This window comes from Bacillus sp. 37MA, assembly GCF_000372765.1.
GTDB lineage: Bacteria > Bacillota > Bacilli > Bacillales > Domibacillaceae > Domibacillus > Domibacillus aminovorans.
Genome location: NZ_KB889752.1, coordinates 1243373 through 1259608 on the forward strand (window position 1 = coordinate 1243373; position 16236 = coordinate 1259608).

The window sequence follows — 16236 nt, forward strand, 5'->3', positions numbered from 1 at the left end:
GTTCCTCCTGTTGTCTACAAAGCGGGATAAGCAGATGTTAGTTCTGTTATGTACCGCTCCCGCTCTTCCGGGTAATCGAGATAATGTGAATCTGCTGCTTTTTTCAGCCATATCCGCCGTTCATGGCGGCTGTCGACATGTTTTTTAATATACTGTCTTGTATCATATAAAAAATCAAGATACGTTTCATATCGTTCATCAAATTGATCCTCGAGATGATTGCGGATGTTTTTCGATAAGGTAGGGCTTGCGCCTCCTGTTGAGACGCTGATCATGAGCTTGCCACGAATGAGAACGGCTGGAATTTGTGCATTGCCAAGATCGTTGTGTTCGGCATGTACAACGAGCTTTCCATGTTCTTTGGCAAGTCCCGCCATTTGTTCATTCGCTTCTTTATCATCCGTTACAAGCATGATTAAAAAAGCATCTTTTAAATCGTTCCATTCCACTTTTTTTCGATGTAGAATGACTTTTTCTTTAGCGGCGAGCTGTTCAATCGATGGATGAAATTCAGGACTAATAATATGTGCACAAATACCGAAACGAAGCAGGTTTTCGATTTTATGAAGCGCGATCGGTCCGCCTCCTGCAATAACAACCTTTTGATTAGTAAGGTCAATCATGATTGGAAACATGACGGTACCTCATAAAACGCTTCTTCAACACGCTGTGCCAGTATTTGACCAAGCATTGGGTCGTAGCCGAGATGACGGCATAAATGCACCTCTGCCTCTGTTTGAAGTTTTCTCACTTCACGATCCATTGTTTTCGTTAAAATGCCTGTAAAAAGCAAGTATGGGACGATAAAGAGCTGTCTTGACTTCATTGCAGCTAATTCATACAAGGCATCTTCAAACGTTGGTTCACAGGCTGCTAAATATCCGATATATACATCGGATAACTTGGTTTTTTCTTTAAAAAGACGGCTAATCTGGTCGAAGTCCTGTTTCGTTTCGGGATCACTGCTTCCTCGTCCTACGAGCAATACACATGCATCTTCCTGAAAAGGTGCCGCTTCTTTCATTCGATCGATTAGTACATCAACAATATGTTCATGCACACCAAGCGGGCGTCCGTAGCGAATCATAAGATTAGGATAGTGCTGTGCTGCTTTTTTAAGTTCTTCTGGAATGTCTTTTTTCGCATGACCCGCTGTTAACAAAAGAAACGGCATGGCAATGACTTCCGTGGCCCCTTTTTGTACGCATCTCGCTAAACCTTCCGCAATCGATGGGTCCGAAAGCTCTAAATAACAGATTTCTTGAATTTGAGCATCGACAAGCGGCATTGTTTCTTCAATAAACGCCGCTGCTTGCTTAGCTCCTTCTTTTACACGGGTACCATGACAAATGTAGAGAATTGCTCTCATTGTTCACTGCCCCCTCGTGTCAAAGCTCCATCTTTTTCTTCAAACCATTGCAGTTGATCGCGCATTTTTACGACTTCACCGACAATGATCATACTTGGATTTGTAATGCCTTCTTTTTGAGCGACCTCATAAATGTTTACGAGTGTGCCTGTGACTGTTTGCTGCTTCGCCGTCGTCCCCCAGTGAATAAGAGCAGCTGGTGTTTCCGGCGGTTTACCGTGCTTGATGAGTTGCTCTTGAATGTAAGGGAGATTTTTAACGCCCATGTAAATGGCGATTGTATCGATTCCTTTGGCAAGAGAGGCCCATTTCATTTCTTCATCCGCACCTGTCTTTCGGTGGCCGGTTACAATGGCAAACGATGCACCATGATCACGGTGAGTAACAGGGATACCGGCATAGGCAGGGGCTGCAATACCTGATGTAATACCAGGGATTACTTCAAATGCAATGCCGTGATGGGCAGCGAACGCTGCTTCTTCACCACCGCGTCCGAAGACATATGGATCGCCGCCTTTTAAACGGACGACTTGCTTGCCTTCTTTAGCATGTTTAACAAGAAGTTCGTTAATGTTTTCTTGTTGAACAAAATGACGGTCCGGCAGTTTTCCGCAAAAAATCAGCTCGGTTCCTGTTTTTGCATGATCAAGCAGTTCCATGCTGATTAAACGGTCATACAAAATGACATCAGCTTGCTTGATTGCATTTAAACCTTTTACTGTAATTAAATCCGGATCACCCGGTCCTGCACCGACAAGCCAAATTTTGCCCATCGTGCCACCTCCCCGTTCATTGTGCGTTGATCTTCTCTATTTCGAATCCGTTCCGGGAGCAGGCCATATGAAGCCTACTCCACCGCGGATGCGTTTTTTCATACACCGTAATTTCTTCCTAGTCAGGGAGCAAGAAATAAAACATCTCTAGCTCGTCATCGACCTGGCTGAATACTTTTAAATCATCACCTGCGAGGATAACGGCCTGTACCGTTTCCCCGCTTGTTATACGATTTCTTTAATTATAACCAGTTATTACTCTTTAAATAATCAACAAGCTGATCGACACACTCATCAACAGTGTACTGATCGGTATTTAACACAAGTTCTGGTTTATCTGGTGCTTCATAAGGAGATGTAATACCTGTAAACTCAGGGATTTCACCTGCTCGTGCTTTTTTATATAATCCTTTTGGATCACGCTCTTCGCATTTTTCAATCGGACATTCAACAAATACTTCAATAAATTCACCATCTTCAAGAAGAGCGCGAACGGTATCGCGGTCTTCACGGAATGGCGAGATGAACGCAGTAAAGACGAGCTGACCGCTGTCTACAAATAACTTGGCTACTTCACCAATACGGCGAATGTTTTCTTTACGCGCTTCATCGGAAAAACCAAGATCTTTATTTAAACCGTGGCGAACGTTATCCCCATCAAGGACGTACGTGTTCACACCAAGATCAAACAAGCGGCGTGCCGCTGCATTCGCAACAGTCGATTTGCCGGAACCAGACAGCCCAGTAAACCAAAGAACCGAGCTATGGTGTCCACTTTTTGTGCGGCGTTCTTCTTTTGTTAGTGATTGTTCATGCCAGACGATATTTTCAGCCATTATGATTCTCCCCCTTAGCTATGCGCTGTTTCTTTCATTCCGCGAATCAATACTTCAACCACTTCTTTACGGCTAAATTCTGCCGGTGGAATTTGACCGGAACGAAGCATTTCACGCACCTTTGTACCAGAAAGAATCACATGATCTTCCTTGCCGTGCGGGCAAGTTTTCGAAGACGCCATGTTGCCGCATTTTTCGCAGTAGAAGCTATGTTCAAAGAATAAAAGTGTAATGCCGATTTCTTCTGCCGTAAAGTTTGAGAAAATTTCTTGTGCTTCGTATGTGCCGTAATAATCACCAACGCCTGCATGGTCGCGGCCTACGATGAAGTGAGTACAGCCGTAATTTTTACGGACAATTGCATGGAAAATTGCTTCACGCGGTCCAGCGTAGCGCATTGCGGCCGGGAATACAGCAAGCTTCACACGGTCCGCCGGGTAATAGTCACGAAGCAATACTTGATAGCTTTCCATACGAATATCAGCTGGAATATCATCTGACTTCGTTTCGCCAACGAGCGGATTTAATAGAAGCGCATCTACAATTTCAAGCGCTGACTTTTGAATATATTCATGCGCCCGGTGAACTGGATTACGTGTTTGAAACCCAACAATTTTGTTCCATCCGTTTTCGTTAAAAATGCGACGTGTTTCAGAAGGATCGAAGTAAAACTCTGCAAATTGTTTACGCTCAATGCGTTTGACAAGAGTCACCGGTCCACCGAGATAAATATGGCCTCGGTCATATAACTTTTTCACGCCTGGATGCGCTTCTTCAGTCGTCTTGTACACGTTTTGTGCTTCGAATTTTTGATCAGGTTTATAAATGTCGGTAATATTTAAAACACCGTAAACAATTCCTTTTTGTTTTAATAGAACAGCATCACCTACTGTGTAGTCCGATGCATCTGTGACGGGAAGTGTAATTGGCAGGCTCCATACTGTACCGTTTGCGAGACGCATGTCTTTAACGACAAGGTCGTAATCTTTTTCTGTTAAAAATCCGGTAAGCGGGCTAAATGCGCCGGTTGCGATTAATTCAAGGTCGCTTAATGCTGTAGCATCAAGCTCCACTTCTTTCGTAATTCCGGACAAATCAAGATCTGGCTGGTACTGATTAATTAGATGGCCTCCATGGGCAGCAATGTTTGTCATGTGTATTAAACCTCCGATATAGTTGAAATCATATATAGATACTTGGTATTGTATTCAAAAAAAATTACGTTGTATGCAGACCACATTCTGTTTTTCCCGAACCGGTCCAACGGCCAGAACGAATGTCATCAATTGAAAATGCTGGTTTTGTGCACGGTGCACAGCCAATACTAGGATATCCTTGATCGTGAAGAACGTTGTAGTCAAGCTCATGCTTCGTTACGTAGCGCCATACTTCTTTCCACGTCCAGTGAATAAGCGGGCACACTTTAATTTTTTCAAATCGTTTATCAAGATTTAAGTAATTCGTATTGGCTCTTGATTCCGACTGCTCGCGGCGAAGTCCTGAAATCCAGGCTGTCGATGGCGCGAGTGCTTTTTGAAGCGGAATGATTTTACGGATCTCACAGCATTTATTCGGATTTGTTTTAAATAGATCCGGTTCGAACTGTGCTGCCTGCTCTTCAATAGTCAGGTCAGGCTGTTGTATACGGATGTTTAGTTGTGGATACCGTGCTTTTACTTTATCAATCGTTTCGTACGTTTCTTTAAAATGATAATTGGTATCGAGAAAAACAATTTCAGCATCCGGTTTAATTTGTGCAATTAAATCAATAAGGACAATGCCTTCAATACCGAAGCTGCAAGCGTAAACGAGTTTCTCTCCATATGTCTCATAGGCCCATCGCAGCGTTTCAAGCGCGCCTTTCGTTTCCGAATCTGCTGGAAAGTCAGGAATCTGTGCCTGTGCGTCATTCCATGATTCAAACGTAATCATTTGTTCCACCCCATTCATTATGTCTCTTTATGGATGAATTCAGTTTATCAGAAAATGGTGTAAAGTCAATCCCATTTATATACTCGGGATTAAAAAAACTCATTTTATCTTTCTGATAAGTGTATTCAATATTGTATATGTTCTTTTTTCAGTCAGGTGATGATATAATTAGATTTGATGAATTCATTTTGGGAGGATAAAAAATTTGATTACAGTACAAGATGTTAGTCTTCGCTTTGGCGATAAGAAATTGTTTGAAGATATTAACTTGAAATTCACACCAGGTAACTGCTATGGCTTGATCGGTGCGAATGGGGCAGGTAAATCCACATTTGTGAAAATCTTGTCAGGTGATCTTGAGCCGCAAACAGGCCACGTATCGATCCCGAAAGATTCACGGCTTGCTGTGTTAAAACAAAATCACTTTGAATATGAAGAATTTGGCGTACTTGAAACAGTCATGATGGGCCATGCCCGTTTATATGAGGTGATGAAAGAAAAAGACGCTATTTATATGAAAGCGGATTTCACAGATGAAGATGGAATGCGTGCTGCAGAACTTGAAGGTGAATTCGCAGATATGAACGGGTGGGAAGCAGAATCCGAAGCGGCGATTTTGTTGTCAGGTCTTGGAATTCCTGAATCACTTCACGATAAGAAGATGGCAGATGTAGACGGTTCAGACAAAGTAAAAGTACTTCTTGCACAAGCTTTGTTCGGCAAACCAGACGTTCTTTTACTCGATGAGCCGACCAACCATCTTGATATTCAAGCAATCCGTTGGCTCGAAGAATTTTTAATTAACTTTGAGAATACCGTCATCGTTGTATCCCATGACCGTCACTTTTTGAATAAAGTATGTACGCATATAGCCGATCTTGATTTTGCAAAAATTCAAATTTATGCCGGGAACTACGATTTCTGGTATGAATCCAGCCAATTAGCACAAAGACTACAAGCGGATTCGAATAAGAAAAAAGAAGAGAAAATTAAGGAACTTCAAGCGTTTGTTGCCCGTTTTAGCGCAAACGCATCAAAATCAAAACAGGCAACATCACGTAAAAAGTCACTCGAAAAAATTACGCTTGACGATATTCGCCCGTCATCACGCCGCTATCCGTACGTTCAATTTCAGATTGAACGCGAAATCGGCAATGATATCCTTCGTGTAGAAGGTTTATCAAAAACAATTGACGGTGTTAAAGTGCTTGATAACGTGAGTTTTATTATGAACAAAGATGATAAAATTGCCCTTGTTGGTACAAATGAAGCGGCGAAAACAACCCTCTTTAAAATTTTAGCAGGTGAAATGGCGCCGGACGAAGGCACTTACAAATGGGGCGTGACAACGACACAAGCCTATTTCCCGAAAGACAACTCCGATTACTTTGATGGATCGGATATGACACTTGTGGAATGGCTTCGTCAATATTCTCCGGCAGATGAAAGTGAAAGCTTTCTGCGTGGATTCCTTGGCCGGATGCTTTTCTCGGGCGAAGAAGCGTTGAAAAAAGCTAGTGTCCTTTCTGGTGGCGAAAAAGTACGTTGTATGCTGTCAAAAATGATGCTGTCCGGTTCAAACGTTTTGCTTCTTGATGAGCCGACGAACCATCTTGATCTTGAATCGATTACAGCCCTTAATAACGGATTGATCAATTTTAAAGGATCACTCATTTTCGCTTCTCATGACCATCAGTTCGTACAGTCGATAGCTAATCGTATTATCGACCTTACACCGAAAGGCATCGTCGATAAATCAGTCACGTATGATGAATATTTAGATGATGATGAGCTACAGAAAAAAGTAAAAGCGATGTATGCATCATAAGATAAAGAAGGTTCTTTTTTGTATAAGTACTAAGTAACGATTAAGTAAAATAATGAAATAACCAATTTAAGCCTACTCTTTGTCAAAAGGAGTAGGCTTAAATTGGTTGGCTTTTCTTGATTATTTTTGATCGTCATAATGCCTTTAAGCAAGACTTCTCTATTATCCTTCTACATCTCTATAATTTTCGTCATCTAAACCAAGCTTTTTGTTTCGTTCTTTAAATCGGATATTATGTGAGGACACATACGCTACTTTCGGTGCATCCGGCTCAATACGTAACTTAGCGCTATTCAACGCAAGTATTCCATCCGTGAATGCCCCTGCAATCAATCTCACCTTGCTCTCATGGTCAATGAAATCTCCAGCACCATATACACCAGGAATATTTGTCTCCCTTTTGCTATTCACAATCGCTACATCCTCTTTCATTTCTAATCCCCATTCGGTTAATGGACCGTAATCACATTTCAAACCATGATTGACAATGACCGCATCCACAGTGATTCTCTCGACTTCACCTGTTTCTATATGGGACATGGATACCTGATCTATGGTATCTCCATTACCATGCAGCTGTACCACTTCATAAGGCGAACGTACATCCACAGAAGACTCTTTCATCTTGATGACATTCTTTTCATGTCCTCCAAAGTCATTACGCCGATGGACGACTGTTACACTTGCAGCGATTGTTTCTAATTCATTTGCCCAGTCAACTGCTGAGTTTCCACCTCCAGAGATCAGCACATGTTTGTCACGAAATACCTCCAGTTCTTGTACTGTATAGTGTAAATTTGTTACCTCATAGCGGTCTGCTCCTTCAATTTCTAGCTTTTGCATTGTCAAGACACCATATCCTACAGCTAATATCACCGTTTTCGAATGATGCTTCTCACCTGTTGCAGCCGTCAAAATAAAGGTTCCGTCCTTCAATTTCTCCAACCCAACGACTTGTTGATTCAACACAATCGTTGGATCGAAAGTTCTCGCTTGCTCTTCTAACTGAGCGATTAATTGTTCTCCTAGAATTGGGGTAACTCCACCAACATCCCAAATCACTTTTTCAGGATAAATGAGCACTCTGCCCCCAAGCTTTGGTCCATACTCAATAATTTTAGTTTTTAAATCACGCATTCCACTATAAAAAGCTGTATACAACCCTGCAGGTCCTCCGCCAATAATCGTTACATCAAATAACTCTAATTCTTCCACCATCTCGATTCCCCCATACTTATTTATATTAGATTCCAAATTGAGCACGATGAAGCCTGCTGCGAGCTTCTTGTATAACTAACAAACTTATCATGACCTCCAACAATGCCACCCTCCATCATAAAAACAATAGGATAGCGGAGCTGGGTCTGTGTTTAACTCACTGATCTGACAGCTCCACTAACGTTAAGTGCCAGAAATGTTCAATACGTTAGAAACCCCCACTTAATTTTCTGATGAAAATTAAGTGGGGGGATTATTCTATTTGGATAATAACTCTATCGCTTCATCCAATGACTTCTCGATGGCAATCGGTGCATACGTAAACCATGGATCATCATCAATGTAATTGACTTTATTATTTTGTACAGCAGCTAAGTTTTTCCACAAAGCGCTGTTTTCAATATGATAGAACATACCTCCTTCATCTTTTGTTTCTTGATCATAGGCTAACATAATAATATGATCACCTGCATAGTCAGGCAGCTTCTCCATCGAGATATCATCATAAACAAACTCTGCAAAATTAGGATCTTTCGCAAGCTTTTCTTGAATAAAAGGTGGAGGTGTCAATTCTAATAAGCGGTAAAACACATGACCTATATTCCGTGCACCATAAAGTCTTAGACTATCTTTACCATACGTCATGAAAATGGAAAAAACTTCATCTTCTCCAAAATCCCCAGCAATTTTTTCTCTACCTTCAGCTGCTTTTGTATTTAAATTTGCGAGCCAAGCATCGGCTTCCTTTTCTTTACCTAAGATGCGAGCAACCTCATTTAGTTGAGTATATACATCGCCGTATTGCCAAGGAATCACAACAGTCGGTGCAATTTTGCTTAACTGTTCCACTTCTTCAGGATCCGCAGAAATTATCAAGTCAGGTGCTGATTCCAACACTTTCTCTATGGAAAAAGGACTTCCAATGTCTTCTACACCCTCTTGTAATTCACCTAAATAATCGTTATCCAATACGTGAGTAGGTGCGCCAATCGGCTTAACGCCAAGCGCTAACATTGCATCGAGGTATTGCGTCGTTAATACACGCTTCGGATTGATCGGGATCTCTACTTCTCTACCTGTTACATCTTTATAGATTCTTGTTGTTTCCTCCTGATTATCCTCGGGCTGTGTATCAGAGGTATTGGCTACTTTTTCACCACAACCAGCTAAAATAGCCGAAAATAATATTACAATGAATAATGGGTAAAAAATTGTTTTTCCTCTCATTTTGATTTCTCCTTTATGGCTAAATTACTATGATCCTTTAGTTCAAATTACTGTTACGAAATGTTTTAATTCCCTTTTACTAACATTTCAGCCATTTCCTCTGCTTGTAACAGTGCTGATAATGGATCACTAGTGAAATATTTTTTAATATTTAGTTCATATACGTGATGATTTTTCACAGCATCGAGCGAATTCCAAACGCTCGGCAACTCTGGCTGGGTATCGTCACCTGTTGTGATCATAAAAATATAATCACCGGCATAGTCGTCTACTTTTTCCCATGATACATCGAGTCTGCTCTCATCCTTATCAATGATTTCGCTTTTGACCAGCGGATGCGGTGTAACTCCTAAAATTTGATATAGGGCATCTCCGCCTCGCTCTCCTGTTTCACCGACAACAATGGTCGATTTAGTCGTACCTACGTCAATAATAGAGAAGGTAGCGCCTTCTGGAATCACTTCTTCGATTTTTGCCTGAGCGGCTGCGACCCGTTTATCAAAATTAGCAAGCCATTCTTCTGCTTCTTTTTGTTTATTCAAAATTTCCCCCATTGCCGTCATTTCTTCATGAATGTTGTCATAATTTTGTGTTTCAAATACGACCGTTGGGGCAATTTTACTGTATTGTTCAACCGCATTACGGTCCCAAGTAATAATTAAATCTGGTTGTAATTCAAGCATTTTTTCCACCGACACTTGTCCATCCTGTCCGATATCCTCTGTCCGATCGGTTACATATGGCGTAAGAAATTGACCATAATCTAGAATCGTTTTGGAAGCACCGATTGGTTCGACTCCAAGTGCAAGTACATGACCGAGGTCCCAATCGACAATTACGCGTTCGGGATTGACAGGTACTTCAACATCGCCTGTTACCGTGGAAATGATTCGTGTCTTATTTGTATCTTTTTCTGCAGTCGCCTCACTTGTACTTTCATTGCTTGCTCCTTCACTTGAACAAGCAGCAAGAATGAACATCAAACATATAAGCAACATCCATGATCCTGTTCTCTTTACATTCTGTTTCATCATATTAACTCAACCCTTCTTCTCTGTTTTACCAAGAGCGAGGTGTTTGACTCTTTTCCAAGACAACCCCGCACCGATTTTTTTAACAAATAGCTGCTGGTTCTTTTATGTTTGTTTGTTTCTTTTCTGCCCCATCTGCCAGCTCATAAGGCAGGCAAAGTGGACCGCCTGTGCGTGGGTCAGTGATAATATCTGCTTCGATCGCAAACACTTTACGCAGCACATCAGGAGTGACCACTTCTTCTGGTGTTCCTGCGCTCACCACTGTTCCTGATTTGATTGCCACCATATGATGGGCAAATCTAGTCGCATGATTCAAATCGTGAACGACCATAATAATCGTTCTTTGCTCCTCTTCATTCAACTTTTGCAGCAATTTCAGTACTTCAAGCTGATGAGCCATATCAAGGAAAGTCGTCGGTTCATCAAGAAACAAAATGCTTGTCTGCTGAGCAAGCGCCATCGCAATCCATGCTCGCTGGCGTTGCCCTCCTGATAACTGGTCAACAGCCCGATCATAAAATTCTGTCATTCCAGTTACTTTAATCGCCCAATGAATGATATTCCGGTCTTCCTTGGTCATTGTGCCTAACCCTTTCTGATGCGGATAGCGGCCATAGCCCACCAGCTCATATACGGTTAATCCATCTGGTGCAATTGGATTTTGCGGCAAAATGGCTAAATCCTTAGCCACTTCTTTTGTTGACTTCTTATGAATCATCTGCCCGTCAAGCATTACTCCCCCATTAATAGGTGTCATAATACGTGCCATCGTTTTCAAAATAGTTGACTTGCCAGAACCATTGGCTCCTACTAAAGCGGTAATTTTCCCATTCGGCACAGACAAATTCAGCTTATCGACGATGATATTTTCCCCATAGCCAATAGTTAAGTCTTTAGTTGATAAACGATCAGCCATTTTCTTTCTCCTCCTATCAATCTAATCATCTTCTAAAATCCGCTTTTTCCAGCGAATTATGGAAGGAACTATGAATTACATTTGAAACTGTGCATGATGCAGTCTGCTGTATGTACCTCCTGCTTTAAGCAGTTCTTTATGTGTTCCTTGCTCTTTAATGCCCTCTTCCGTGATAACTAGAATTCGATCAGCATTTTTAATCGTAGCAAGGCGATGGGCAATCACGAGCTTGGTTCTGCCTTGAGACAGTTCATTTAAGGCTTTCTGAATTGCTGCCTCCGTTTCAGTATCTAACGCAGATGTCGCTTCATCGAGAATGAGAATCGGCGGATTTTTCAGGAACATCCGAGCGATAGAAAGCCGCTGCTTCTGTCCTCCTGATAATTTGACGCCGCGTTCACCAATTAATGTATCCAACCCATCTGGCAGTCCGAGGATAATATCTTCCATTTGTGCCCGGTTTGCGGCATCTCGAATTTCCTCTTCAGTCGCATCAAGCTTTCCGTAGGCAATATTTTCCCGAATCGTTCCATCAAAGAGAAACACATCTTGCTGCACGATCCCAATTTGTTGGCGCAATGATTGAAGCAACATCTCCTGAATATCAATGCCGTCAATCGTAATGCTGCCTGATTCAATGCCGTAAAACCTTGGCAGCAAACTGCAGATCGTCGTCTTGCCAGCTCCTGATGGGCCGACAAGTGCTACCGTTTCTCCTCTACTGACAGTAAAATGAATATTATTGAGCACTTTATCTTTTCCTTCATAGCCAAACGTAACATTTTTATATTCAATATCTCCGTTTAAATGTTTAACATCAATCGCATTAGGTATATCCTCCGTATCAGGCTCGGTGTGAAGCAACTCCTGATAACGGCGGAAGCCAGCTACTCCTTTTGGATAAGTTTCAATAACAGAGTTAATTTGCTGAATCGGTGTAAGAAAGATATTGGAAAGAAGCACAAAAGCCATAAATTCTCCAAATGTCATTTCTCCCTCGATCACAAACCATGTACCACATCCTAAAACGAATAACGAAACGACTTTCATCAGCAAATGGCTGACCGATGAGTTCCACGCCATCACCTTGTAAGTAACAAGCTTCGTTGTACGGAACCGCTCATTGTTTACACCAAATTGTGCAATTTCGTGATCTTCATTAGTAAATGCTTTTACGACCCGAATGCCGCTCACATTATTTTCAACTCTGGCATTAAAATCGGCAATATCAGCAAACATTTGGCTGAATGCACGCGACATTTTCTTGCTAAAATAAATGGATAGACAAATTAAGAATGGAATAATAATGAATGTCAGTACAGCAAGCTTCCAATTAATCGACAACATTAAACCAAAGGCTCCAAACAGAGTCATCGCCGCAATAAACAAGTCTTCCGGGCCATGATGGGCAATTTCGCCAATATCCATTAAATCATTGGTCATCCGTGAAACGAGATGACCGGTTTTATTATTATCAAAAAATCGAAAAGACAGCTTCTGGACATGGTCAAATAATTTTTTCCGCATATCCCTTTCAATATTAATCCCAAGCATATGACCCCAATATGTAACAACGTAATGCAGGAAAGAGCTAAGCACATAAATCCCAAGCAAGCCGACACATGCCCATATAATTGAACTCCAGTTGCCGGCTGGCAGTAAGTCATCAATCACTTTATTAACTGCTAAAGGAAAAACAAGCTCCAATAAGGCCGCTAAAATTGCGCAAGTAAAATCGGCAGTAAATAACCATCTATATGGCTGGTAATAAGAAAAAAATTGTCTTAACATATTGAGTAAGATCTCCCTTCGTTAGAACCGTCAAGCTTTTGAGCGGGCAAGCAAGTATAAAAAGTAAGGCGCTCCAATCACCGCAACAACGATACCTGCTGGAATTTCCGAAGGCTGTATAATCCAACGTCCAATTGTATCAGCTACTAGAACGAGCAGTGCTCCTGCCAGGGCAGATCCAGGAAGCAGAAATTGATGTTGCGGACCAATCAGACGGCGAACAAGATGGGGAGCAATCAATCCGACAAACCCGATGCCGCCGCTGACAGAAACGGAAGAGCCTGCTAATCCAACCGCTGCTGCAAGAAGAACCAGTCTTTCTTTTTCTACAGAAGTTCCTAGTCCGACAGCCATCTGATCGCCAAGGTTTAATATATTTAGCACGCGAGCTTTATAACATACAAATGGCAATAAAATCACAATAAACGGAAGCAGTGCCACAACAAATTTCCAGTTAGAGCCCCAGATACTTCCGGCCATCCATGTTGCTACAAACTGATATTGCTCTGGTGAGAGGCGCAAAGTTAGCACAATCGTAAACGCACTGATACCTGCAGCAACAGCAATTCCTGTCAATAAGAGCCTAGTAGGTAACAAACCCTCGCCTTTTTTAAAAGAAAGGACGTAAATTAACGCAGCGGTCAGACCAGCTCCCAGCCAGGCTAATACTGGCAGGAGCAGCATAGAACTAACAGTTTGCGTTGGAAAAAAAGCAACGTACAGCATCACAACGAGCCCTGCTCCGGCATTGATTCCGAGTATTCCGGGATCTGCCAATGCATTTCGGGAAAGTCCCTGCAAGACACAGCCAGAAACCGCAAGTGCAGCCCCGACAAGAACAGAAATGATAATACGTGGAAGCCTAAAATCAAACAAAACCAGCTCCTGCTTGTCCGTACCCGCTCCAAATAAAGTTCTAATTAATTCTATTGGTGTTAATCGGATATGCCCTGTATTGACACTGATAATAAAGGCAACAACAATTAAGACCAAAAAAACAGACAATGTCGTTATACTCCTTTTTCTTCTCTTCGTTTCAGCAGGTGAAAAATCAGATAATTCCACTTATAGTCCTCTCCTTTCTTTGCGGGCAAGGTAAAGGAAGAATGGTACACCAATTAAAGCAATTAAAGCCCCGATCGGTGTTTCATAAGGGGGATTAATCATCCTAGCGGTAAAATCGGCCCATAGGAGCAATAAGCTTCCAAGCACGGCTGAACACGGAATAATATAGCGGTAATCTACCCCGACTAAATATCTGGTTAAATGCGGAACGATAAGCCCTACAAATCCAACTGCACCAACAACCGAAACAGCGGATCCAGCTAATATCAGGACAATAATCACTCCCGCAAACTTAACCGTTTTCGTTTTTTGCCCTAAACCGGAGGCAATCTCCTCACCAAGACTGAGCAGCGTGATAGATCGGGAAAGCATAATGGCAGCAAGAATTGCGGCACCAACCCAAGGAAGCATAATTTTCAACTGCTCCCACTTCGTCCCAGCTACTCCGCCCGCATACCAAAAGGCAAGATCCTGCCCGATCCTAAAATATAAAGCAATTCCTTCACTTAACGCACCGAATAAAGCACTGACAGCCGCACCGGCAAGCACGAGACGCAGCGGTGTCAAACCACCTTTTGTCATGGAACCAACTCCAAATACAAGTCCCGCTCCTCCTGCAGCTCCGATAAAGGAGAACATAATTAAGTACATGTACGGTAGCCCTGGAAAAAAAGCAAAGCAGAGCGCAAGCGCCAATACTGCACCAGAATTCAAACCAAGCAGCCCCGAATCAGCAAGCGGATTTCTTGTCATTCCTTGCATAATGGCGCCAGCAACCGAAAAGCTCGCGCCTACTATTACTGCCCCTAGTACTCTAGGCAACCGCAATTCCCTGATAATCTGATGATCATTTAAATTAGGATTAAAATGAAAAACAGATTCCCATACAACAGATAATTTAATATCAGCTGCTCCAAAAGAAATGGAAAGAGCTATACTAAATATAAGTGCGGCAATGCCTCCTGTCATAATGATCGTGGCGGCTAACGGACGTGAACGTAGCTGAGGTTCCGATATCTCAATCTCCGTTTCTTCTATTTTCATTGCAGTCATTCCCATCATCCATTCACCTTTAACTTAAAATATTTACATCCAAACAAAATTGACTATCATTATCAATCAAAAATTATAAAACAACTCTTATGTTTCAAGATACTAGTGAAGCTTCTTTACATACGATTTCATCTGCGACGGCACATAGATGGTTTTATCAAATAAAACTATTTCTCAAGCGCTTCCAGCATATCGGCAAATTCCTCAGCTTGGTTTGCCACAGCAATAGGATCATAAGGCCAGAAGCGATCCGGGTCCGGGAACATTACATGGTTATTTTTTACTGCATCAAGATTGTTCCATATCGGACTTTCCTTATCGAGTTTTCCACCATTAGACTCATCTACGAAGATATAATCTCCTGCATAATCCTCCAATACTTCATATGAGATTTTAAGGAATTCATCCGGGTTTCCAATGACATTTTTAGCAATCGCATCAGTCGGTGTTAATTGCAAATGCTGATACAATGCTTCACCGCCCCGATATAAACTATCTCCATACACATAAATATCCTTATCATATGCTCCGATCAGCGATACGGTCCGATCACCGACGACTGCCCGTGCTCTTTCTCTAGCTGCTGCCATTCTTGCATCGAACTGTATTTCCCATTCCTTCATTTTCTCTTCTTCCCCAAGTAGTTTTCCGACTTCTTCCATCTCTTCTTTAACATTATTAAACGTTAAGTATGGATAGACAATCGTTGGCGCAATTTGTGACAGCTTCTCATAGTTGCTTGGATCATCATATTGAGTAATAATCAAGTCTGGTTCAAGCTCAAGAATTTTCTCATAGTCTGTTCCTTCACCAATATCCTCTACTCCATCAACTAAATCTTTAATATGGGGATTTTGAAGATACCTACTTGCTGCTCCGACTGGCTTTACGTCTAAAGCCAGGAGCGTAGCTAACAATCCCTCCTGTGCCACGACACGCTTTGGATTTGCCGGGATTGTCACCTCTCCATTAACCGTTTCGACTACCCGCGTTTCTTCAGCAGCCGCCTTATTATCTCCTGCTTTTTTCTCTGTACTTTGGCTACCCTCGTTACTGCTGCAGGCTGTCAATACAGCAAGAAAAATAACAGTTAGTAGTATGAATAGATTATTGTGTATTTTCATAAGTATGCTCCCTCTTTCACTACAAATGATAATGATAACCATTTTCATTTGTAATTGTAACAAGAGCGAT

16 protein-coding genes are annotated in these 16236 nt (G+C 41.9%); 1 reads left to right on the top strand and 15 read right to left on the bottom strand.

Annotation, left to right across the window (positions count from 1 at the left end; all coding sequences use genetic code 11):
* Positions 1-14: 14 nt before the first annotated feature.
* The 7 genes from A3M5_RS0107045 to A3M5_RS0107070 form a co-directional block, all read right to left on the bottom strand.
* The gene (locus A3M5_RS0107045; protein ID WP_018393060.1) at positions 15-635 is read right to left on the bottom strand and encodes an NAD(P)-dependent oxidoreductase; all 621 of its coding nucleotides are present in this window, start codon (positions 633-635) and stop codon (positions 15-17) included.
* Entirely contained in the window at positions 620-1369 is a 750-nt protein-coding gene (locus A3M5_RS0107050; RefSeq protein WP_018393061.1) for a sirohydrochlorin chelatase, read from the bottom strand. Before A3M5_RS0107050 ends, A3M5_RS0107045 begins: the two co-directional genes overlap by 16 nt.
* Positions 1366-2142 (bottom strand): uroporphyrinogen-III C-methyltransferase, encoded by a 777-nt coding sequence (gene cobA / locus A3M5_RS0107055; RefSeq protein WP_018393062.1) that lies wholly within the window; start codon positions 2140-2142, stop codon positions 1366-1368. Before cobA ends, A3M5_RS0107050 begins: the two co-directional genes overlap by 4 nt.
* A gap of 118 nt (positions 2143-2260) precedes the next feature.
* A complete protein-coding gene (locus A3M5_RS26585; protein WP_155894762.1) occupies positions 2261-2371 on the bottom strand; it encodes a DUF3906 family protein in 111 nt (36 codons plus the stop codon).
* 13 nt (positions 2372-2384) lie between these two features.
* The gene (gene cysC, locus A3M5_RS0107060; protein WP_018393063.1) at positions 2385-2978 is read right to left on the bottom strand and encodes an adenylyl-sulfate kinase; all 594 of its coding nucleotides are present in this window, start codon (positions 2976-2978) and stop codon (positions 2385-2387) included.
* Between the two features lie 14 nt (positions 2979-2992).
* The gene (sat, locus tag A3M5_RS0107065) at positions 2993-4132 is read right to left on the bottom strand and encodes a sulfate adenylyltransferase (RefSeq protein WP_018393064.1); all 1140 of its coding nucleotides are present in this window, start codon (positions 4130-4132) and stop codon (positions 2993-2995) included.
* A gap of 64 nt (positions 4133-4196) precedes the next feature.
* Complete coding sequence (locus tag A3M5_RS0107070) at positions 4197-4910, bottom strand: phosphoadenylyl-sulfate reductase (protein WP_026221619.1); 714 nt, start codon at positions 4908-4910, stop codon at positions 4197-4199.
* A gap of 205 nt (positions 4911-5115) precedes the next feature.
* Between A3M5_RS0107070 and A3M5_RS0107075 the strand changes: the two genes are divergently transcribed.
* Positions 5116-6738, top strand: a complete 1623-nt coding sequence (locus A3M5_RS0107075; protein WP_018393066.1) for an ABC-F family ATP-binding cassette domain-containing protein — start codon at positions 5116-5118, stop codon at positions 6736-6738.
* Positions 6739-6900: 162 nt separating this feature from the next.
* On the opposite strand, the gene A3M5_RS0107080 is transcribed toward A3M5_RS0107075, so the two are convergent.
* The 8 genes from A3M5_RS0107080 to A3M5_RS0107115 form a co-directional block, all read right to left on the bottom strand.
* A complete protein-coding gene (locus A3M5_RS0107080; protein ID WP_018393067.1) occupies positions 6901-7956 on the bottom strand; it encodes an NAD(P)/FAD-dependent oxidoreductase in 1056 nt (351 codons plus the stop codon).
* Between the two features lie 258 nt (positions 7957-8214).
* Positions 8215-9183, bottom strand: coding sequence for an ABC transporter substrate-binding protein (locus A3M5_RS0107085; protein WP_018393068.1), 969 nt, complete (start codon positions 9181-9183; stop codon positions 8215-8217).
* Positions 9184-9248: 65 nt separating this feature from the next.
* Positions 9249-10217 carry an ABC transporter substrate-binding protein gene (locus A3M5_RS0107090; RefSeq protein ID WP_018393069.1) on the bottom strand — a complete coding sequence of 323 codons (969 nt, stop codon included), beginning with the start codon at positions 10215-10217 and terminating at the stop codon, positions 9249-9251.
* A 79-nt stretch (positions 10218-10296) separates the two neighbouring features.
* Complete coding sequence (locus A3M5_RS0107095; protein WP_018393070.1) at positions 10297-11133, bottom strand: ABC transporter ATP-binding protein; 837 nt, start codon at positions 11131-11133, stop codon at positions 10297-10299.
* 75 nt (positions 11134-11208) lie between these two features.
* Positions 11209-12924, bottom strand: a complete 1716-nt coding sequence (locus tag A3M5_RS0107100) for an ABC transporter ATP-binding protein (protein WP_018393071.1) — start codon at positions 12922-12924, stop codon at positions 11209-11211.
* Between the two features lie 30 nt (positions 12925-12954).
* Positions 12955-13989, bottom strand: a complete 1035-nt coding sequence (locus tag A3M5_RS0107105) for a FecCD family ABC transporter permease (protein WP_018393072.1) — start codon at positions 13987-13989, stop codon at positions 12955-12957.
* Positions 13990-15048 carry a FecCD family ABC transporter permease gene (locus tag A3M5_RS0107110; RefSeq protein ID WP_018393073.1) on the bottom strand — a complete coding sequence of 353 codons (1059 nt, stop codon included), beginning with the start codon at positions 15046-15048 and terminating at the stop codon, positions 13990-13992. It abuts the gene before it with no gap.
* Positions 15049-15209: 161 nt separating this feature from the next.
* A complete protein-coding gene (locus A3M5_RS0107115; RefSeq protein WP_018393074.1) occupies positions 15210-16166 on the bottom strand; it encodes an ABC transporter substrate-binding protein in 957 nt (318 codons plus the stop codon).
* Between the last annotated feature and the right edge of the window lie 70 nt (positions 16167-16236).